This is a genomic window from Acinetobacter sp. YH12086 (assembly GCF_013419345.1).
Classification (GTDB): domain Bacteria; phylum Pseudomonadota; class Gammaproteobacteria; order Pseudomonadales; family Moraxellaceae; genus Acinetobacter; species Acinetobacter amyesii.
In genome coordinates this window covers 31,339-51,082 of sequence record NZ_VPAF01000019.1, presented here as the reverse complement: position 1 = coordinate 51,082, position 19,744 = coordinate 31,339, and the positions used below count along the sequence as shown (strand labels likewise).

Below are 19,744 nucleotides of genomic sequence, written 5' to 3'. Positions count from 1 at the left end.
CGCGTTTCGTTCGTTTCCGTCTATCTCGTCGGTATGGGGTGCATTCTAGAGCATTTCAGAATCATTGCAACCCCCAATTCACTATATTTTTCACGTATGTATTTTTTATAAGCGTTTTTGCTAAAAAAATTGCACTTTTACCTATTTTTTAAGCATTTTTTATAAATATTTAGCAAATAGTCGATATTTAATTAAGTAAATTTCTTATATCTAGCAAATCTTTTTCAGCGCTTTTAAGTCTAATAAAAGTGACTTTGATTGCTTATTAATCATTAGTCTACTTTTCTGCCTCAAAGCACATCATTTTTTTCTGTCATCACACCGATTCAAGCTTTATAGACTTTTTTTGCGTGCATTTTTATATTTCCCAGCATTCTTTTAACGTTCATATGCTAAATGTTGCATGACTTCCAAGATGACTTGTTGCTTTCCACGGAAATCTTCAGCAGAAAATAGCAGCTTTGCACGTCGAGGGAGTTGTTCTCGTACCAATGCAAATAGTTGGTACTGTGCTGCGATATCCAAATCATGTAATTGTTGCTGCGCCTCACAAAATAATGCTCGCTTATGCTGTGTGGTTTGGTAGTCAAACAAATATCTCAAGATTCGATCGATCTGTTCATCATGATTATCGGTATTGTAATACGCCATGTTGTTGCTCTTTTTTGATTTTTGACCATTGTTCCATAAGGCCTGTTTTTGCAAAAATCATTTTAATTACATGCTTAGTCATTTTTGCTGATAAAAATACAGCCTATTTATTTGAATAATCACTATTAACGATCACAGTCATAAAAAGCCACTATTTTTGGGCTTTAGACGCATAGAGCGCAGGCTGCATTTCACGTACACTCTTTTTATTTTTTAGGTGCAGGATGCCAACACAGTTTTTTCCACGCTTATTCTTACTATTAAGCGGATTAGGATTATTAGCTTTTGGTGTCGTACTCTCTATACATTCAAATTTAGGGACATCCCCTATTTCTTCGGTGCCCTACAGCTTTAGCTATATCTTTCCACTCACCGTCGGCACATTAACAGTATTAATGCATATCGTCATGATTCTGCTGCAAATGCTGATCTTAAAATCACGCTTTCAGTGGATACAGTGGTTGCAATTACCTGTGGGAATTTTATTTGGTGCATTTATTGACAGTTTAATGTGGCTCACCCAAGGCTGGAGCATAGAAAGTTACCCACTTCAACTCCTGGCTTGCTTGGCAAGTTGCCTGATTACCGCTTTAGGTGTGAGCTTAGTGGTCAAAGCCAGTCTAGTCCTCTTAGCCGCAGAAGGTCTCTATCAAGCCATTGCTGTTCGTTATCGCCTTGATTTTGGCAACTGTAAGACCTATGGCGACATTCTCTTGGTCAGTATTGCAGTTATCAGCAGTTGGCTGGTCTTACATCAAGTCATCGGAGTCCGTGAAGGCACCATTATTACCGCACTTTTAGTCGGGACTTTAGTCAAGCGGATTTTACCTAAATTAAGCTTCATTCAATTTGGTTCTAAGCCCTAAAACCAAGCTCCATGAACATCTATCTAAGTAAAGACATTTTAAAGCTCGATTGAATCGGGCTTTTTTTCTAGCACAATTAAAGTCTTTAATACAGAAATGAATGTGATTTTTGAAAGGAATAGCTCAATTTTACAAATAAAAAAGGGAAAGATCTCTCCCAAAATCTTTCCCTTAGAATTGAATCTTTAGTCGATCCATCGTGTAGTTATTATAGTTATTTGTTAACTCACTAAAAAAAGAGTCCCTTGGGGAAGAGACTTATAAAAAGTGGAGTTATCGTTATGTACCCTCTAGATGGTATATATCTCTCTAGATGAATAAATCTTATACATAAAATTCAAGAAATGCAACACATTTGGAAAAATTTAAGTGTTGTTTTTATAAGGTTTTTTTTGAATTTGCTTATTTATATTATTAATATATTAATTGGTAAAAAAAAGCAGGCCGAAGCCTGCTTTTAATTCAATAACTTAACTAAAAATTCAAGAATTTATTAGTCGGTAAAAGTTACTTTTGCGATCGCTTTTTTGCTCGCTTGGATGATCAAAGTTTTGTTTTCTGACACAGCATAACCTGCATCAACCACTTCCCAATCCACTTTCACCGCGCCACGACCAATTGCATCTTTTGCTTGAGCTGCATTTTTAGTCAAGCCCGCTTCACGCAAAATAGAAGTAATGAAAATCTCACCACCAAATGCGCCACGAGAAATCGTCACTTCTGGTGTACCTTCTGGAAGTTCACCTTCAGTAATCAAGTTACCTGCGCCTTTGTGCGCATTTGCTGCAGCTTCTGCTCCATGGAAACGCTCAACCAATTCAAGTGCAAGAATTTTCTTCACTTCTTGTGGGTTACGACCTTCAGCCACTTCTTTAAGCAACTGTTGAATTTCTTCAATCGATTTAAAGCTCAATAAGTCAAAGTAACGTTCGATCAAATCATCCGGCATTGAAAGCACTTTTTGGTACATCGCACCCGGTGCATCAAATACAGCAATATAGTTACCCAAAGATTTAGACATTTTATTTACGCCGTCTAAACCTTCAAGAATCGGCACAGTAATGCACACTTGAGATTCTTGGTCATAACGGCTTTGTAATGTACGACCCATCAGCAAGTTAAAGGTTTGGTCTGTACCCCCCAACTCTACATCCGCTTCTAGCGCAACTGAGTCATAACCTTGCACCAATGGATATAAAAATTCGTGAATCGCAATCGGTTGATGGCTGTTATAACGTTTAGTGAAGTCATCACGTTCCAACATACGTGCCACAGTTTGCTGTGAAGCTAACTGAATCAAGTCAGCAGCAGTTTTTTGACCAAACCACTCTGAGTTGAACACAACTTTAGTTTTCGCAGGGTCAAGAATCTTAAATACTTGTTCTTGATACGTTTTAGCATTTTCTAAAACTTTTTCACGAGACAACGGTGGACGTGTAGCGCTCTTACCCGTTGGGTCACCGATCATGGCTGTATAGTCACCAATCAGGAAGTAAACTTCATGACCTAAATCTTGGAAAACTTTTAATTTATTAATCAGAACCGTATGACCTAAATGTAAATCAGGTGCAGTCGGGTCAAAACCCGCTTTAATTTTTAATGGGCGATTCTGCTTTAATTTCTTAAGAAGATCTTCTTCAGAAATAATCTCATGTGTGCCTCGTTGGATGAGGGCAAGTTGTTCTTCAGCCGGCAGGAAATTTGACATCACAAAATCCAAATAGATCAGTTATACAATTTGTGCGATATACTAACACTTTTTCAGCACATTGCAGGCTTAAGAATCATCATGACAGCGATCTACATTGGGGTAATGACCGGCACGAGCATGGATGGTGTCGATATTGTTGCTGCTTCTTTTGATCCTTTAGAGATTCATGCGACGCTCACACTTCCCTTTGACCCAGACCTTCGTGATGAACTGATGGCCCTCACCTTGCCTGATGATAACGAAATTGATCGCATGGGTAAGGCAGACGTTGCTTTAGCTCAAATGATCGGTCATGGCATCAATGAGTTGATCGAGAAGAATGAGCTAGATCGTAGTCAAATCAAGGCGATTGGCTCACATGGTCAAACCATCCGCCACCGTCCTGAACATGGTTTTACCCTGCAAATTGGCGACCCCAATATTATTACCGAACTCACTAAAATCCCTGTGATTTCAGACTTCCGCCGCCGTGATATGGCTGCAGGTGGTCAAGGCGCACCTTTAGTTCCTGCGTTTCATCAAGCGCTTTTCCAACATGACACCATTCACCGTGTGATTTTGAACTTGGGCGGAATTGCCAATGTTAGCATGTTGCCTGCAGGTCAACCTGAAGCCGTGTATGGCTTTGATACAGGTCCAGCTAACATTTTAATGGATGCTTGGTGCGAACGTTATACTGGTCAGCCCTATGATGAAAATGGGAACTGGGCAGCTTATGGTCAACCTATTCGCAGTCTGCTCGACCGCTTACAAGCACATGAGTTTTTCTCTAAAGAACCACCTAAAAGCACAGGTCGTGAAGACTTCAATCTTGAATGGTTAGATGAACAGATTCTCGATTGGCGTGGAGATCTCGAATATGACGAACTTGAAGATACGCCAGAAAACATTCAAGCAACCTTAATGAAACTCACCACACGTGCCATTAAAAAAGCCATTTACCGTTCTGATATGGATACTGGTGAAGTCTATGTATGCGGTGGTGGTGCATACAATTCGCACCTATTAGAGCAACTGCGCTGGCGTTTACGTAAACATGAATGGACGGTACAAAGTACCGCAGATTTAGGCTTAAGCCCAACATGGGTGGAAGCCACAGCCTTTGCTTGGTTGGCGATGCGCTTTGTCAATCAGCTTAGTGCAAATTTACCAAGTGTGACTGGTGCTGCTGGCTATCGTATCTTAGGTACAATCACTGCGGTTTAAGAGTCAAAAACATATAAAAAAGGTCTGCAATTGCAGACCTTTTTTTATATAGACAAGCTTTTATATATATTGACTACTATATAAAAAGCATAGCTCAAACTTAATTCATCATTGCCTTGGCATGCTCATTACGAAATGCCCGTAAAATCTGCTGTCCCGCCCGACCTGTTGGACTTAAACCCAGTCGATTTTGCTCTTGTCGAATTGCTTGACGGGTTTTATCTCCAATTAATCCATCCACTTTACCGATATCATAGCCGCGGTTAAGTAAAAATTGTTGAATCTCACGTCGTTCCGCACGTGAAGTCCCAGGATCATCGGTTGGCCATGTCGTACTAAAGCCACCCTTGCCTTGCAAGCGATCGGATAAATGCGCAATCGCTAATGCATAACTCTCTGCTGCATTGTAGCTATAGATTGCATCGAAATTTTTAAACACCAAGAACACAGGCCCACTTGCCCCAGCCGGTGCCATTAAACCTGCTTGGCTCGATCCAGAAAGGTTACCTTGTATTAACGGTGTACCATCGGCACGCTGCAAACCACGATTCATCCAGCTATCTAATGACTTTTTATTACGGCGACTTTCACCACTGATCGACATTCCTTCGGGAATTTTTACTTCAAAGCCCCACGGCTGACCAGTTTGCCAACCACGCTTTTTCAGGAAGTTGGCTGTAGATGCCAACGCATCCGTGGTACTCGACACTAAATCACGGCGGCCATCACCATCAAAATCCACGGCCAGTTCTTCATAGGTACTCGGCATAAATTGGGTATGACCAAATGCACCTGCCCACGAACCTTTCAATTGTGATTCATTTAAATCACCACGCTGCAAAATCCGCATGGCTGCAAAAAACTCGCCACGGAAATAGCTTTGGCGGCGGCCTTCACAACTTAAAGTGCCCAATGACTGTAATAAAGGATAACTACCCGCAATATCACCAAAATTACTCTCCACACCCCAAACCGCGACCACGGTTTCAGCAGGCACACCATAAGCCGCTGCGACACGGTTTAATACATCACGATGCTGCGCCAATTTCTGCTGACCCAGTTGTACACGCTCTTCATCCACCAGACCTGACAAATAGTCCCAAATCGGTGTTGAAAACTCAGGCTGATAGTTGAGCTTTTCAATCACAGAATAATCAGGTGTTAAATTTTGCGTATAGCGATCATAAGTTGACGCACTCACACCAGCATTCATTGCTTGCGAGCGCAAATTGGCTAAACAACCTTGAAAGTTATTTTGTGATGAAATGCTGCTTGTTGCAGGCATGCTCGACGAATTGACAGACTGCCCATTAATAATCAACTCGGCATTTGCCTGAGTTATTGCCAATAAAGCAGTCCCGAAAACAAATCCTAAGTGATGCTTCATACCCTAGATCTTTTTTGAATTTAAATTGTTGCTTTAACAATAGCAGCTCAAAGCAAAAGTTAAAGGTTCAAAACGTAAATTTAAATTCATATTTTCTACTTATTTAAATTCAGTTTTAAAATTTGAATTTAAAAGTAGTTACCCACAACCCAACTTTAAATTCATTAGAAACCAAACACCGGTTTAAATTTAAATTCAAAACTTTTAAATTTAAAGATAAATTAGGTGCATAAAAAATTATCCACAAATGCAAAATGGGATAAAAATTCATTTTTATTATTAATAATCAAAATATTATAGGTTTTAAAATATACTCCCTATAGATCCAATAAGTCTGAGCAACTTTTAAATTCAAATTTTAAATTTAAACACGGCGAAATGAATTCATTTTTCAAATTTGAATTCATAAACTTTGAATTCATTTTTTTCGTGTAGGATTTTTTGAATTCAAATTCATAGTTTGAATTCAAAAACACAATTTAAATTCAAAACGCTTTGGTTATTTTTGATTTTGATTCACACACATCACAGGCTATTGATACACAAAAAATAATACGAAGATTAACGCAGAATATTTATAAACGAACGAACACTTTATAATCAATAGTTTCTTATCGTTTCAGCGATAAACGGTGTGATTTTGCAAAGAGGCGCAATGATGCCCGAACTACAGCAATAAAAAAAGCGGCCATGTGCATGACCGCTTTTTTATCATTCAAACACAGGTTTAAATGGTCATATCTTCGCTAAGTGCCAGTGGATTCGGCAAAATTTTCGCCAAAGCACGGCATAAAGCTGTTAATTCAGCAGTATCGTTCGGCATTAAAGTGATGTGACCGATTTTGCGGCCTTCACGCTCTGTTTTGTTATACAGATGCAAATGCGCGCCATTCAGTGCCAATACATCTTCAGACTTCGGATGTTGGCCAATGATGTTTACCATGACCGTTGGACGAACAACTTCAGTTGAACCCAAAGGTAGACCTGCTACAGCACGAATGTGGTTTTCAAATTGTGAACACACTGCGCCTTCAATCGACCAATGCCCCGAGTTATGCACACGTGGCGCCATCTCATTGGCATATAAGCCTTTATCCGTCACAAACAGCTCTAACGTCAAAACACCGACATAATTCAAATGATTGAGCAGGCGAGTAATGTAATCTTGCGCAACTGGTTGTAAGTCTGCACTGTTTGGTGCAGGCACAATCGAATGCGACAAAATGCCGTTGTGGTGGTGGTTTTCCGCCAATGGCCATGTTTTCACATCGCCATCTTGACCACGCACCGCAATGATTGAGACTTCACGTGAGAAGGTTACAAAGCTTTCCGCAATCAATTCACCAGCAGGGCCCAGTTCAGCCCATGCTTGATCCATTTGCTCAGCGCTACGTAGCACAAATTGACCTTTACCGTCATAACCGCCACGCGATGTTTTCAGTACGATGGGTAAACCCAACTCAGCAACAGCAGCTTGTAAACCCTCGAAAGATGTCACGGCCTTATAAGGTGCAACTGGGATAGCCAATTCATCAAACAAGGCTTTTTCAGACAAACGATGCTGTGCAATCGCTAAAGCTTGGCGCGGTGGGTGCAATGCTTTGTTCTTGGTCAACACATCAACATCTGCTAACGGAGTATTTTCAAACTCTAAGCTGAAAACATCTGCGCTCTGAATGAAATCTTGCAAACCATTTTCAGCTTGAGTCGAAATCACTGGACCCAGCGCTGCAGAAGGGCAGTCGGTACTCGCTTCAAAGAAGGTGCATTGAATGTTTAAAGGCAATGCCGCTTGCGCCATCATGCGACCAAGCTGGCCACCACCAAAAATACCAATGGTTTTATCCATGAGAAATGCCCCTTAATTAAGCTTGACCCGGAATATTTTTACTCGCCACTTTATCGGTTTGCGCAGCACGGAAATCTGCAACATTTTTTGCGATTTCAGGACGCGTTAAACCTAAAATTTGTGCCGCCATGATCGCTGCATTGGTCGCACCCGCTGCGCCAATCGCCAAAGTACCAACTGCAATACCTGCTGGCATTTGCACGATAGACAGCAATGAATCCACGCCGTTTAAAATTGATGATTTTACCGGTACACCAAGTACAGGTAGGTCAGTCTTGGCTGCACACATACCTGGTAAATGCGCTGCACCGCCAGCACCGGCAATAATCACTTGAATACCACGATCACGTGCGGTTTCAGCATATTCGAATAATCGATCTGGAGTTCGGTGTGCAGATACAACTTCCGCTTCAAATGGGACGCCAAGCTGTTTCAGCATATTGGCAGTGTTTTCTAGCGTTGCCCAATCCGATTGAGAACCCATGATAATTCCAACGAGAGGAGTGTCTTGTGAAGCGGCCGCATTCATTGCAATGTTTCCAGAGATTAAAGTAAGAGAGAGTAAATCTCGACTAGAGCCAAGCTTTAATAAGAGCCCCATATTATAGACTGAAAATTCATCTCAATAAAATTTAACGGTTGTCTTTAAAAGAAAACTCCATAATATTTTGATGAAAATATTTTTATTTTTTTCAATTTTATAAAAACTTTTATTAAATCAATATTTATAACAACACTTTAAATATGAAACAGATGTTTATCCTACTTACTCTAGCCCTAAGCTCTCAAAGTTTTGCCCAACTCGTTCAACTCAATACGAACCAATTTGTGAAAGAATTTAACCTTTTACAGCAACAAAAAGACTATTACGGCCAAATTAAGAGTAATGGCTACATCCACGAAAAATTTTTAGTCACCAGAAAATCTATTATTGATGAACGTAAGCCGGTCAAGATGACAGGCTATTACAAAGCAGATGATGGCCGCGATAAAATGTATTCAATTTCAGAATATCGTGTGTATTGCGATGACCAAAGCTATGGTTTTGCTCTCATGAACTTTGAAGCAGACGGTCAAATGACTGTACTGACCAGTGAGAGTGATTATGCCTTTGACTATGAAGATCCCACTCCACGAGACCGTGAGTTTAGTAAAGTCCTCAAAAATGCCTGTAAACACGCCTCACTTAAATGATCAGCCCCATGCGGTATTGAATCAATTAAGCACTGCGAAATACAAAATAGACACATCCAAAAAGGCATAAACCTGCCCACAAATAGTCCAACTTAAAGGGTTGTTTAAAAAGGAAAATCATAAATGGAACGAAGACCAATAGCGTCACGACTTCTTGTGTGATTTTCATTTGACCCAATGACCACCCATATTTGGCCAACAGTCGCGTTGCTGGAATCATAAAACTGTATTCGAGTAACGCGATCGCCCATCCAAATAAAATCGCTTGCCAAAGCGGTGCATCATGTAAAAACTTCAAATGCCCATACCAGGCCAAAGTCATAAAACAGTTGGAAATAATCAATAAAAACAGGGCAAGTGACATAAGCAATCAAGATCGCAAAAATTTGCGCATATTGTACGTTTTTCATCACGATTTCGCGCCTATTTTCCGTGTTTTTATCCTCAAGAAAATTGCGTACATTTGATCAGTTACGAGCTCAATCTTTTTGCACGATCTCATACAAAAAAATCTATCTTTTCGCTAAGACCCTTGCTATGGTTGCTCTCAACTGAAATTAACTTTTTCAACCAAATCTATAATGACAACACCACAATAACAAAGTGATGTGTCGGTAAAAGCAGTGGAGTTAGAACGAATGCATCTGCATATCTTGGGTATTTGTGGCACCTTTATGGGTTCATTGGCGCTCTTGGCGCGCGATTTAGGACATAAGGTCACGGGTTCAGACCAAAACGTTTACCCACCAATGTCTACCCAATTGGAAAATGCAGGCATTACCTTAATGCAAGGCTATGACCGTAGCCATCTTCAACCACATCCAGATCTCGTGATTGTCGGCAATGCCATGAAACGTGGCATTGATGCTGTGGAATACATGTTGAACGAAGGCCTGCCTTATATTTCTGGCCCACAGTTCCTTGCAGACCACGTCCTACAAGGCAAACATGTGTTAGGTGTTGCAGGCACACATGGTAAAACCACAACCACAACCATGCTGGCGTGGGTGCTCGATCAAGCAGGTTTAAATCCAGGCTTCTTGATTGGCGGCGTACCTTTAGGCTTTAGTGAAAGTGCACGTTTAGGCGGTGGTCAATATTTCTGTGTAGAAGCCGATGAATATGATTCGGCATTCTTCGACAAACGTTCTAAGTTTGTGCATTACCATCCTAAAACAGCGATTTTAAATAACCTTGAATTTGACCATGCCGATATCTTCGAAGACTTGGCTGCGATTCAAAAGCAATTCCATCATCTAGTGCGTACTATTCCAAGTGAAGGCCGTATCATTGCGCCCATCACTGAAACAAATATTGATGAAGTCTTGGAAATGGGCTGCTGGACACCTGTGGTGCGTACATCTTTAGATGCCAATGACAAATCTGAATTGTATGCAGAACAATTGTCTGCTGACGGTTCACATTTCAAAGTGCTACAGCATGGTGTCGTGAAAGGCGAAGTCAAATGGAATATGACTGGGCAACACAGTGTAGCCAATGCTTTGGCAACCATTGCTGCGGCTGAACATGTCGGTGTTTCGATTGAAACGGCGTGTGAAGCACTTTCAAATTTTGGCGGTGTAAAACGTCGTATGGAGCTTTTGGGCACAATCCGTGGCATTGAAGTTTATGACGACTTTGCACATCACCCAACGGCGATTGATACCACATTAGAAGGTGCGCGTAAGCGTCTGGGTCAACGTAAGCTTTGGGCAGTAATCGAGCCACGTTCTAATACCATGCGCATGGGTAGCCATAAAGATGGCCTTGCACATTCTGCACGCTTAGCGGATGAAGTGATTTGGTATCAACCTGAAGGTTTGGATTGGGATCTACAGCCTGTGATTGAAGCTGCTACGAATAAAGCTGTGGTGGCTCGTTCACTGGATGAGATCATTCAAACCATCGTAAGCGAGGCAGGCGAGGGCGATGCTGTGGTGATTATGTCGAATGGCGGTTTTGGTGGTTTACATCAGAAGTTGATCAGTGCATTAAAAGCCTAAACCCACTAGATAAAATAAAAAAAAGCCCGCTGCGCGGGCTTTTTTTTTATTCACACTCAGCTTAAAAATAATGCTGATAGCCTCGGTTTTTATAGCCTAAATCCAGCTTAACCGGCTGTTCAACATTCTCTAATCTTAACAATGTCGTTAAAAACGCCTGAATTTGTTCTAGATTGAGCACGTCGGGTTGAAAGCTTGAATATCCAAAGCGCTGAAACAAACTAGCAATTTCACTATGTCGGTTGACATATTTCATCGACCATTTTGAAAAATCGATTTGATCAATATTTTGATCAGGATAACGCACAATATCCCGATGGCGAGTATCTTTCGCAATAAGCTGAAAAAGCTGTTCGAGAGCCGCTTGCTCACCTTGCAGGCATTGGAAGAACCGGCCTTCGGCATAGTACAGCACGCCAAAAATACGCTGTTCGGTATTGAAGCTGCGGGCTCTCACCAAAATATCACTTAAATCTTGTATTAAATCAAATTGTTGTTCTACACGTGTACTGGCATAACAGAGTTGTATCATTGTATTTATTCTTAAAGTATTTGCACGATTTTAACGTAGAAAGCGCTACAGGATGAGTAAATATTTGTATATTTTTTAATCAAATGTGCTTTTTAACTTACAACACAAAACCAAGATCACGTATACCGATATCACCTTCATTTTTTTAAACTCATACATATTAAAACAATGAAATTATTTCCATTTGAAGATGAATAAAGAGGCCTACCATGCTCAAGAATTTACTCATTTTTTTATCAATCACTTGTGTATATTTTGCTGCCTTGATCATACTGAATAATTTTGGCGTTTCAGATTTTTTTAATGTCGTTATTTGCTCATTTATTTTAGGAATAACACTGCGTACTGCGATTCCTCACTATCTCATTTATTTACTAATGATGATGACTATTGGCAGTATTTATTTTGTACTGAATGACTTTGCATTATTAAATATCATGTGTTTAAGCTTGATTTTAGGGATATCAAGCTGCTCGATCTTATTGCAGTTTTGGCCAAATCTTTTCAAAGTACCTACTACGCTGTTAAAATTAAAGCTCAATTAAATACAAATTAGCTTTTTAAGTTTTTTTTAAAAATTTCATAATGATAGAAAAGCCCGCATGGCGGGCTTTTTTAGGCTTGAACATCGGCAAGGGTTTTATCTCTACGAAACATCACATCAACATAAGAACAAGTTGGAATAATCTTTAAGCGTTTATCACGAGCGAATTCCACCAAATGATCCAATAACACTCGAGCCATACCTTGCCCACGCAATGAATCATCTACCCACGTGTGATTTGCCACAATGGTATGTTCATCACGCCATAGATAACTAATTTCTGCGAGCCGTTCACCCTCAGCATTTAACTGAAAAAATTCACCTTTTTGACCGTTATCTTGATGTTGCATAGTCACTGTTTTTTCTTCCTTTTTATGAAAAAATACACCGTGTAACAAACGAGAAAGTGATTGGTACAGAACTTAAACGACCTATATTCAACTGTAGGTGATAATAAATCCGTACACCTTTCACATTAATTAAAAAACAATTAAATCACACTTGCCGGATATTTTTATTATGGACCTTTATCTTATCGCTATCTTTGTATTGCTCATTGCTGCAGCATGCTTGGTTGTATCGCTGTATAAATCACGATCTTAATTCAATTTCACAGCTAAATTTCAAATAAAAACAGCCTGATTGCAATACGATCAGGCTGTTTTTATTTATCCAAATGATTAATCTACATCACGCTGTACAATTTAGCGTAGAACATCACGAATCGATTCATCTTTATCAAATACAGATTTTGCAAAAGGACAGAGTGGAATAATTTTCACGTTCTTTTCCCGAGCAAAATTCACTGCTGCATCGAGGAGATGTCGTCCAACACCTTGTCCTCGCAAGCTGTCACTGACATCGGTATGATCAATAATAAATTTATCATCGCCTGCCCATGAGTAAGTCATCTCTGCCAAACGTTCCCCATCTTGCTCAACAAAGAAAGCTCCTTTTTTTTGATCATCATCTTGTTGTACAAACATCTTAAATTTCCTCCATTTTTTTATAAATTGGCATGTAATGCAGGTCAACTCTGTTGTTTTTGTATTAATTTAAAGCGCATGCACAGGGCTTTAATCGGTTCCTGCTTGTGTATAGAGCATAGTAAAATAAGCCACTTTATTTATTTGAAGACACTCATGTCTGCCTCTCCCTCCGAAACGGCTTCTTCTGGCTCTTGGACGGCTGTGATTGCTTTGGCTTTCGCAGCATTTATTTTTAATACCACTGAATTTGTACCTGTCGCTTTACTCAGCGATATTGGCAAAACCTTTAGCTTAGCCGCGACCGATGTCGGCATCATGATTACGCTCTATGCATGGGTGGTTGCGCCGATTTCATTGCCGATCATGTTATTGACCAAAAATATTGAACGTCGATCACTCCTGATTTGCTTATTTATAGTGTTTATTGTCAGCCATGTTCTGTCGTATTTCGCATGGAGCTTTAATACTTTATTGCTCAGTCGAATTGGCATTGCTTTCTCGCATGCACTTTTTTGGTCCATTACTGCGTCGCTGGCAGTTCGTGTTGCACCGAAAGGCAAAGAATTTCAAGCCTTGGGGCTTTTGGCCACAGGCACAGCTTTGGCGATGGTTCTCGGTATTCCGTTTGGGCGTATGGTCGGAGAAGCCTATGGTTGGCGAAATACCTTTGCTCTGATTGGCATTGGCGCCAGTATCGTTTGCCTGATTTTAGCCAAAACGCTGCCAATACTGCCGAGTTTGAACTCTGGCTCGCTAAGCAGCTTAAAACAGTTTATTCGCCGTCCAAGCTTAATGATGGTCTTTGCATTAACCATTATCATCATTAGCGCGCAATTTACCGCATATAGCTATATCGAACCGTTCTCACTCAACATTGCTGCATTCAGTTCCATGCAAACCACCACGTTGTTATTAATCTTTGGTGCTGCAGGCTTTCTAGGTTCTTATCTGTTCGGGAAATTTGGTGGGAAATATCCTAAAGTTGCGATTCCTTTGAGTACAGCCACACTGGCTTTATCCATGCTGCTGTTGCTGCCTGTTTCTCTGAGTTTTGCAGGTGTGAGTGCGGTGTGCCTACTATGGGGCATGAGTATCATTGGATTTAGCCTTGCATTACAGTCAAAGACGCTGCATCTCGCATCCGATGCCACCGATGTCGCCATGGCTATCTATTCAGGACTTTATAATGTCGGGATTGGCGGTGGCGCACTCTTGGGCGGTATCGTCAGCGTTCATTTCGGTTTGAGTTATATTGGCGTGATCGGAGGAATCATCGCGGTGATCGGGACACTTTTAGCCTTAGCGTTGGTACAACGTGGTGATTTTAATCCTCCCGTGACGCATTAAATGAATTCGCAAATTGCCGATTGCACTTTGAACTAAAAACTGTCATGCTTTGCCGCATATTTGGACAGTGTCCAAAACAAAATTTGAACAAGGGGAGTAGCCTCCTCCAAACGTAAACCTTGTTTTACGTGTCAGAATATCGTCATTACACTTTGCAAAAAGTCGGTATCTGAGCATCGCTGCTGAAAATCATTACAGTACGATGTAGGCAAGACCTTGATCATGTTGTCTCAGGCGTTTTATTTCGTCTGGCAACTGGTCGAGGTTTTTTTATGGCTGGTTGTTAGATGTGGAGAATACACATGGAAACGATTGGCTCTTTATGGCTATATCTGGCATTTTTCGGTTTAGTCACCATCATGCTACTCATCGACTTTTTAGGCTTTAAAAATAACAAAGGCCAAGAAGTCAAAGTCAAAACCGCTGCCTATTGGAGTATTGCATGGGTCTCTGTGGCTACCTTATTCGGTGGCGCATTGTGGCTCTACTTACAGCAAACCGCTGGTGTCGCTGTTGCAAACACCAAAGTCATGGAATATTTCGCTGGTTATCTGCTCGAAAAATCACTCGCAATTGATAACGTTTTTGTCTGGCTCATGATCTTTGCTGCCTTTGCCATTCCACCTGCTTTGCAGCGCAAACTGTTACTCTACGGTGTCCTCGGTGCAATTGTACTACGTACTATCTTTATTTTTATTGGGGCATGGTTCGTTCAAGAATTCTCTTGGGTGTTATACATCTTCGGTGCATTCCTAGTGTATACCGGCTTTAAATTCCTTAAAGGCCAAGACGAAGAAGATAAAGATATCGAAGATATGGCGATTTTGAAGTGGCTACGTAAACACATGCGTATTACCCCTCAGATGCATGAAGATAAATTCTTTGTTCGTCAAAATGGTGTCTTATGGGCAACGCCGCTTTTTTTAGTATTGATCTTGGTTGAAGCATCGGACATCATTTTTGCGGTGGACTCAATCCCAGCAATCTTTGCGGTTACCTCTGACCCATTCATTGTACTGACTGCAAACTTGATGGCGATTTTGGGTCTACGTGCCATGTTCTTCCTCTTGTCTGGTGCTGCATCGAAAATGCATTACTTACCATATGGTCTGGGCATTATCCTGGTATTTATTGGCGCTAAGATGCTGTTGCTCGATGTGTTCCACATGCCAATTTGGATTTCACTCGGCTTTATTGTGGTGACCTTAACCATCACCGCGTGGTTATCGATCCGACACAGCAAGAAGTACCATGAAACCACGCTTTAAAACACTTAGATGATTAAAAGCCTTCTTTCGAGAAGGCTTTTTTATTCTGCAACGAAAACTTGGACTAAGCTTCAGGCGTCATCAAGAGTTTGAGTTTCGGCCAGCGTTGTAAAAATTGTTTTTGCTGCACACGCTGCAAAAAAGTCGCTCGACTAACTAAGGTTGAATTCCAACGCAGTTTTAATTCAAATAAATCAGCCAGTCCAAATGGTGCCACGATTTCTACTTGATCAAGCTCATTTAAACGGACTGCAACAGCCGTTGCAGTTTCAACCCACAAAGAAAGGGCATGGGAAATCGATGTTAGGGGCAAAATAGAATCACCATTGTCTAAACGATACCACTGATGTACTGTCGCTTGGTTGGTGACATCCCAATGAATGTGAGGAAAATTCAACTGCATCTGCTGTTGAATTCTTTGACCCTGTGTCCCATCATCATGTTCCGCATAATAAATCACATCGACTTCTGTGCCTTCCAGTACATAGAGTTGTTGATGTCGCTGTGACCAAATCAAATTACGAACCACGCCTGCGGCCAAATAAGCCTGTGTATCTATGGCATACAGGGCATGTAAAATCTGCATGATGCCTTGATGCTGAAGCAGGTTATGCTTTAATTGGTCTGAATAGCTCATGTTCACTAAAGGGTTCATTATCGTTTTTTAAAGGGCGCTCTTGAGATCAATATAGCAAGCGTTGCGACTCATGGTCTTTATTCATTCATCGATGTAATGTATACAGCTCAATGCTTTTGTATTATTCAAATCAAATACAATGAACAAAAAAAACAGAATCACTTATAAACAGGTGTTCTATTTTTTAGAACACATTTTCACAATTACTCTAACGGTATTTTGAACCAAATTGGGCTACAATCAACCGAAAAAATTCTAAACTGCAGGTATGTCATGTCTTCTGTTATCGCATCTACAGCGATCCGTGGTCGCTTTCTAGATATTCAGAATACAGTTGCCCAAGCACGTGAAATTCACGACCAAGTGCGCTATTTCGAAGATGGTTTGCTAATTACGCAAGCCGGAAAAATTCAATGGTTCGGTCCATGGTCTGAGGGCCAACACCATCTCCCAGATCAGGTTGAAGTACAACATTATCCAGATCAATTGATTGTTCCGGGTTTCATCGACACCCATATTCATTATCCACAAACGGAAATGATGGGGGCTTATGGTGAACAGCTACTGGAATGGCTTGATACTTATACCTTCCCAACCGAAATCCAATTTGAAGATCCGGCTTATGCAGAGCAAATTGCACAGTTCTTCGTAAACGAGTTACTCAAAAACGGAACCACAACAGCTCTTGTTTTTTGTACCGTTCATCCACAATCGGTCGATGCTTTATTTAAAGCTGCAGAACAGCATCAGATGCGCTTAATTGCCGGTAAGGTCATGATGGATCGACATGCCCCTGAAGCATTATGTGACACAGCTGAGAGTGGCTACAACGACTCCAAAGCACTCATCGAAAAGTGGCATGGCAAGGGCCGTAACCTGTATGCCATCACGCCTCGCTTTGCCCCAACCTCAACGCCTGAGCAATTGACACGGGCAGGGGAGCTAAAAGCCGAGTATCCTGATGTTTATGTGCATACACATTTGAGTGAAAATAAAAATGAAATTGCGTGGGTCAAAGCATTATTCCCTGAGCAAAACGGCTATTTAGACGTTTATCATCATTATGGTCTGACCGGATCACGTTCCGTGTTTGCGCACTGCGTGCATTTGGAAGATGCCGAGTGGGATTGTATGCATCAGACCAACTCTGCAATCGCGTTTTGTCCAACCTCGAACTTGTTCCTAGGCAGTGGTTTATTTCCATTAAAGAAAACATGGGAAAAACAGGTGAAAGTCGGCTTAGGCACAGACATTGGCGCAGGCACCTCATTTAACCAACTACAAACCATCAATGAAGCCTACAAAGTTCAACAACTTCAAGGCGATAAACTATCCGCATTTGAAGCGCTGTACCATGCCACTTTAGGTGGAGCAAAAGCCTTAGATCTAGAGGACAAACTTGGAAACTTTGATTTGGGCAAAGAAGCAGATTTTGTGGTGCTCGATTTAAATGCCACGGCTTTACAAGCCTTACGTCAACAACGTGCCAAAAATCTGGAAGATGCTTTATTTGCCCTCATGCTGATGGGTGATGATCGTAATATCCATGCCACCTATGTGTTTGGACAATGTGCTTATGTCAAAGCATAAAACGGCTCGACCGAAACGAAAAACAGCGTTGAAAATTGGACTGATTGCCGTCGCTTGTCTGTGCTTACTCAAGCGTGACAGCACTTCCAAGAAAAACTGATTACATTTTCAACGGCAAAAAAGATGCATCTGCGAGCCAGATGTATTAAAATTGGTTCATCTTTAGAGGTGTTGCAAGTCAACACCTTTTTTATTTTTTGATTTGCTTTTTTAGGTATCTACCCATGTCTGTTCAAATGAGCGTACTGATTTCCACTGAAGAAATTCAAGCTAAAGTGAAAGAGCTTGGCGCAAAAATTGATGCACACTATGCTAACAGCGACAAAGAGTTGGTGTTAATCGGTCTTTTACGCGGTTCTGTTATTTTTATGGCTGACCTTTGCCGCGCAATTTCAAAACCGCATGAACTCGACTTCATGACCGTTTCAAGTTATGGCGGTGGGACCGTATCTACTCGTGATGTAAAAATCTTAAAAGATTTAGACGGTGACATTAAAGATAAAGATGTCTTGGTGGTTGAAGATATTATCGATTCAGGCAATACCTTAAGCAAAGTTTTAGAAATTTTACAGACGCGTAATCCAAACTCAATCGAGCTTTGTACTTTGGTTAGCAAGCCTTCACGTCGTGAGATTGAACTCGAAGTAAAATTTTTAGGTTTTGAAGTCGAAGATAAATTTATCGTGGGTTATGGTCTGGACTATGATCAAAAATATCGTCATATTCCATTTATTGGCGAAATTGGTCTCTAAGTAAGATCAGATACTTAAGAGTGGCCGAAGGCCACTTTTTTTTATTTTTTGGTTTGTTTTGAACAAAAAAACAACAGTTTTTTGCATGTTTAGGCTATAGCTCAGCGCAGTTTTGATTAAAGATAAAGATTGAACATGTCGTAAAAAACAAATACATGATAACAAAAGGAGAGTTACTATGTGGTCACTCATTGTTGCGATTGTTGTTGGTTTTATTGCTGGTTTAATTGCACGTGCGATCCATCCTGGAGATGACAAAGCGGGTTTCATTATGACCACCCTTCTCGGGATAGCAGGTTCCTTACTTGCGACCTATGGCGGACGTTTATTAGGTCTATATGGAGAAAATTCTGCCGCTGGTTTTATCGCATCCGTTATTGGTGCGATTATCGTGTTATTTATCTATAACCTTGTAACGAAAAAAACCCGCGTCTAGTTTTTTATAACGCCATTAAAATACCCGCCTATAGACGGGTATTTTTTTTACTTATACTTTATTCACCGTACAGCTTGAAATTATTTGATCTCTTTTAAAATTGATTCTAATTCAGCAGTCGGGTATGCACCTGTTAAAATCGAACCATTAGCAAACACAATTCCCGGTGTACCACCTAGTTTTAAGCTTTTAGCTAATATTAAATTTCGCTCAATCGGGTTTGCACAGCTTTTCGCTGACTTCGGTTGAATTCCCTTATTAATTAAATTATCCCAGGCCATAGCAGGGTTTGACTCACAAAAAATCTGCTTCGATGGCGCCAACGACTGCGGTTTTATGGCTGTGATAAAAGTATAAATGGTCACATCATTGAGTTTTGCCAGATCTACTTCAAGCTTCTTACAATATGGGCAATTTGGGTCAGAAAAGATCGCGATTTGGCGCTTTCCATTCCCCCTGACTGTTTTAATCGCATCTTGTAATGGGAGTTTATTCCACTCAGTTTTTTGCTGACTGAGGATCAATTGTTTGGTCAGATTTTTTTGATCTTTTAAACGGATCATAGATCCTGCAATCACATAATCCGCATTTTCACTCAAATACAAAACTTGATCTTCAACAAAGCCGCTATATATGCCCGGCATTTCGGTACTTTGAATATTTTCAATTTTTAAACTGGGGTGCTTTTCTGCCAAGAGCTTTTGAACGTGTGCCGCATCTGCCAAAGCAAAAGTCGAAAGGGTGGTACTCAACGCCAACGCACATATTTTTTTCAACATAGA

20 protein-coding genes are annotated in these 19,744 nt (G+C 40.7%); 9 read left to right on the top strand and 11 right to left on the bottom strand.

Going from position 1 to position 19,744, the window contains the following annotated elements:
• Positions 1-378: 378 nt before the first annotated feature.
• Positions 379-651 carry a hypothetical protein gene (locus FTU29_RS15435; RefSeq protein ID WP_078194471.1) on the bottom strand — a complete coding sequence of 91 codons (273 nt, stop codon included), beginning with the start codon at positions 649-651 and terminating at the stop codon, positions 379-381.
• A gap of 224 nt (positions 652-875) precedes the next feature.
• Between FTU29_RS15435 and FTU29_RS15430 the strand changes: the two genes are divergently transcribed.
• Positions 876-1,517, top strand: a complete 642-nt coding sequence (locus FTU29_RS15430) for a YitT family protein (protein WP_180122727.1) — start codon at positions 876-878, stop codon at positions 1,515-1,517.
• Between the two features lie 493 nt (positions 1,518-2,010).
• On the opposite strand, the gene tyrS is transcribed toward FTU29_RS15430, so the two are convergent.
• Complete coding sequence (gene tyrS, locus FTU29_RS15425) at positions 2,011-3,243, bottom strand: tyrosine--tRNA ligase (protein WP_171262600.1); 1,233 nt, start codon at positions 3,241-3,243, stop codon at positions 2,011-2,013.
• A gap of 63 nt (positions 3,244-3,306) precedes the next feature.
• On the opposite strand from tyrS, the gene FTU29_RS15420 reads away from it, so the two are divergent.
• Positions 3,307-4,434: an anhydro-N-acetylmuramic acid kinase gene (locus FTU29_RS15420; protein WP_180079211.1), complete on the top strand. Its 1,128-nt coding sequence runs from the start codon at positions 3,307-3,309 to the stop codon at positions 4,432-4,434.
• Between the two features lie 100 nt (positions 4,435-4,534).
• Here the strand turns inward: FTU29_RS15420 and FTU29_RS15415 are convergent, their stop codons facing one another.
• The 3 genes from FTU29_RS15415 to purE form a co-directional block, all read right to left on the bottom strand.
• A complete protein-coding gene (locus FTU29_RS15415) occupies positions 4,535-5,821 on the bottom strand; it encodes a lytic murein transglycosylase (protein WP_180079210.1) in 1,287 nt (428 codons plus the stop codon).
• 727 nt (positions 5,822-6,548) lie between these two features.
• Positions 6,549-7,670, bottom strand: a complete 1,122-nt coding sequence (locus FTU29_RS15410) for a 5-(carboxyamino)imidazole ribonucleotide synthase (protein ID WP_111886091.1) — start codon at positions 7,668-7,670, stop codon at positions 6,549-6,551.
• Positions 7,671-7,686: 16 nt separating this feature from the next.
• Complete coding sequence (gene purE, locus FTU29_RS15405; RefSeq protein ID WP_180122725.1) at positions 7,687-8,199, bottom strand: 5-(carboxyamino)imidazole ribonucleotide mutase; 513 nt, start codon at positions 8,197-8,199, stop codon at positions 7,687-7,689.
• 215 nt (positions 8,200-8,414) lie between these two features.
• Here purE and FTU29_RS15400 point away from each other — a divergent pair, with 215 nt between their 5' ends.
• Entirely contained in the window at positions 8,415-8,864 is a 450-nt protein-coding gene (locus FTU29_RS15400) for a hypothetical protein (RefSeq protein ID WP_180122723.1), read from the top strand.
• A 25-nt stretch (positions 8,865-8,889) separates the two neighbouring features.
• Here the strand turns inward: FTU29_RS15400 and FTU29_RS15395 are convergent, their stop codons facing one another.
• Positions 8,890-9,228 (bottom strand): DMT family protein, encoded by a 339-nt coding sequence (locus tag FTU29_RS15395; protein WP_180122721.1) that lies wholly within the window; start codon positions 9,226-9,228, stop codon positions 8,890-8,892.
• Positions 9,229-9,502: 274 nt separating this feature from the next.
• Here FTU29_RS15395 and mpl point away from each other — a divergent pair, with 274 nt between their 5' ends.
• On the top strand, positions 9,503-10,867 hold the full coding sequence (gene mpl / locus FTU29_RS15390; protein ID WP_180122719.1) for a UDP-N-acetylmuramate:L-alanyl-gamma-D-glutamyl-meso-diaminopimelate ligase: 1,365 nt from the start codon (positions 9,503-9,505) through the stop codon (positions 10,865-10,867).
• Positions 10,868-10,928: 61 nt separating this feature from the next.
• Here mpl and FTU29_RS15385 read toward each other — a convergent pair whose 3' ends face one another.
• The 3 genes from FTU29_RS15385 to FTU29_RS15375 form a co-directional block, all read right to left on the bottom strand.
• Positions 10,929-11,399, bottom strand: a complete 471-nt coding sequence (locus FTU29_RS15385) for a BLUF domain-containing protein (RefSeq protein ID WP_180122717.1) — start codon at positions 11,397-11,399, stop codon at positions 10,929-10,931.
• 615 nt (positions 11,400-12,014) lie between these two features.
• On the bottom strand, positions 12,015-12,341 hold the full coding sequence (locus FTU29_RS15380; RefSeq protein WP_180122715.1) for a GNAT family N-acetyltransferase: 327 nt from the start codon (positions 12,339-12,341) through the stop codon (positions 12,015-12,017).
• A gap of 306 nt (positions 12,342-12,647) precedes the next feature.
• Entirely contained in the window at positions 12,648-12,953 is a 306-nt protein-coding gene (locus tag FTU29_RS15375) for a GNAT family N-acetyltransferase (RefSeq protein WP_347269446.1), read from the bottom strand.
• 132 nt (positions 12,954-13,085) lie between these two features.
• Between FTU29_RS15375 and FTU29_RS15370 the strand changes: the two genes are divergently transcribed.
• A complete protein-coding gene (locus FTU29_RS15370) occupies positions 13,086-14,279 on the top strand; it encodes a sugar transporter (protein WP_180122713.1) in 1,194 nt (397 codons plus the stop codon).
• 302 nt (positions 14,280-14,581) lie between these two features.
• A complete protein-coding gene (locus FTU29_RS15365) occupies positions 14,582-15,547 on the top strand; it encodes a TerC family protein (protein WP_180122711.1) in 966 nt (321 codons plus the stop codon).
• A 64-nt stretch (positions 15,548-15,611) separates the two neighbouring features.
• On the opposite strand, the gene FTU29_RS15360 is transcribed toward FTU29_RS15365, so the two are convergent.
• On the bottom strand, positions 15,612-16,184 hold the full coding sequence (locus tag FTU29_RS15360; protein ID WP_257226946.1) for a nucleotidyltransferase family protein: 573 nt from the start codon (positions 16,182-16,184) through the stop codon (positions 15,612-15,614).
• A gap of 273 nt (positions 16,185-16,457) precedes the next feature.
• Between FTU29_RS15360 and guaD the strand changes: the two genes are divergently transcribed.
• The 3 genes from guaD (at position 16,458) to FTU29_RS15345 (ending at position 18,962) form a co-directional block, all read left to right on the top strand.
• The gene (gene guaD, locus FTU29_RS15355; RefSeq protein ID WP_180122707.1) at positions 16,458-17,774 is read left to right on the top strand and encodes a guanine deaminase; all 1,317 of its coding nucleotides are present in this window, start codon (positions 16,458-16,460) and stop codon (positions 17,772-17,774) included.
• A 224-nt stretch (positions 17,775-17,998) separates the two neighbouring features.
• Entirely contained in the window at positions 17,999-18,526 is a 528-nt protein-coding gene (gene hpt, locus FTU29_RS15350; RefSeq protein ID WP_078194457.1) for a hypoxanthine phosphoribosyltransferase, read from the top strand.
• A gap of 178 nt (positions 18,527-18,704) precedes the next feature.
• Positions 18,705-18,962 carry a GlsB/YeaQ/YmgE family stress response membrane protein gene (locus FTU29_RS15345; RefSeq protein ID WP_180027157.1) on the top strand — a complete coding sequence of 86 codons (258 nt, stop codon included), beginning with the start codon at positions 18,705-18,707 and terminating at the stop codon, positions 18,960-18,962.
• An 80-nt stretch (positions 18,963-19,042) separates the two neighbouring features.
• Here the strand turns inward: FTU29_RS15345 and FTU29_RS15340 are convergent, their stop codons facing one another.
• The gene (locus FTU29_RS15340; protein WP_180122729.1) at positions 19,043-19,741 is read right to left on the bottom strand and encodes a DsbC family protein; all 699 of its coding nucleotides are present in this window, start codon (positions 19,739-19,741) and stop codon (positions 19,043-19,045) included.
• Between the last annotated feature and the right edge of the window lie 3 nt (positions 19,742-19,744).

Excerpts from the sequence above, each read along its gene's own strand:
- FTU29_RS15435 (WP_078194471.1), bottom strand. The coding sequence starts at position 651 with ATGGCGTATTACAATACCGATAATCATGATGAACAGATCGATCGAATC.
- FTU29_RS15430 (WP_180122727.1), top strand. The coding sequence starts at position 876 with ATGCCAACACAGTTTTTTCCACGCTTATTCTTACTATTAAGCGGATTA.
- FTU29_RS15420 (WP_180079211.1), top strand. The coding sequence starts at position 3,307 with ATGACAGCGATCTACATTGGGGTAATGACCGGCACGAGCATGGATGGT.
- FTU29_RS15415 (WP_180079210.1), bottom strand. The coding sequence starts at position 5,821 with ATGAAGCATCACTTAGGATTTGTTTTCGGGACTGCTTTATTGGCAATA.
- FTU29_RS15410 (WP_111886091.1), bottom strand. The coding sequence starts at position 7,670 with ATGGATAAAACCATTGGTATTTTTGGTGGTGGCCAGCTTGGTCGCATG.
- purE (WP_180122725.1), bottom strand. The coding sequence starts at position 8,199 with ATGAATGCGGCCGCTTCACAAGACACTCCTCTCGTTGGAATTATCATG.
- FTU29_RS15400 (WP_180122723.1), top strand. The coding sequence starts at position 8,415 with ATGAAACAGATGTTTATCCTACTTACTCTAGCCCTAAGCTCTCAAAGT.
- FTU29_RS15395 (WP_180122721.1), bottom strand. The coding sequence starts at position 9,228 with ATGTCACTTGCCCTGTTTTTATTGATTATTTCCAACTGTTTTATGACT.
- mpl (WP_180122719.1), top strand. The coding sequence starts at position 9,503 with ATGCATCTGCATATCTTGGGTATTTGTGGCACCTTTATGGGTTCATTG.
- FTU29_RS15385 (WP_180122717.1), bottom strand. The coding sequence starts at position 11,399 with ATGATACAACTCTGTTATGCCAGTACACGTGTAGAACAACAATTTGAT.
- FTU29_RS15370 (WP_180122713.1), top strand. The coding sequence starts at position 13,086 with ATGTCTGCCTCTCCCTCCGAAACGGCTTCTTCTGGCTCTTGGACGGCT.
- FTU29_RS15365 (WP_180122711.1), top strand. The coding sequence starts at position 14,582 with ATGGAAACGATTGGCTCTTTATGGCTATATCTGGCATTTTTCGGTTTA.
- FTU29_RS15360 (WP_257226946.1), bottom strand. The coding sequence starts at position 16,184 with ATGAGCTATTCAGACCAATTAAAGCATAACCTGCTTCAGCATCAAGGC.
- guaD (WP_180122707.1), top strand. The coding sequence starts at position 16,458 with ATGTCTTCTGTTATCGCATCTACAGCGATCCGTGGTCGCTTTCTAGAT.
- hpt (WP_078194457.1), top strand. The coding sequence starts at position 17,999 with ATGTCTGTTCAAATGAGCGTACTGATTTCCACTGAAGAAATTCAAGCT.
- FTU29_RS15345 (WP_180027157.1), top strand. The coding sequence starts at position 18,705 with ATGTGGTCACTCATTGTTGCGATTGTTGTTGGTTTTATTGCTGGTTTA.
- FTU29_RS15340 (WP_180122729.1), bottom strand. The coding sequence starts at position 19,741 with ATGTTGAAAAAAATATGTGCGTTGGCGTTGAGTACCACCCTTTCGACT.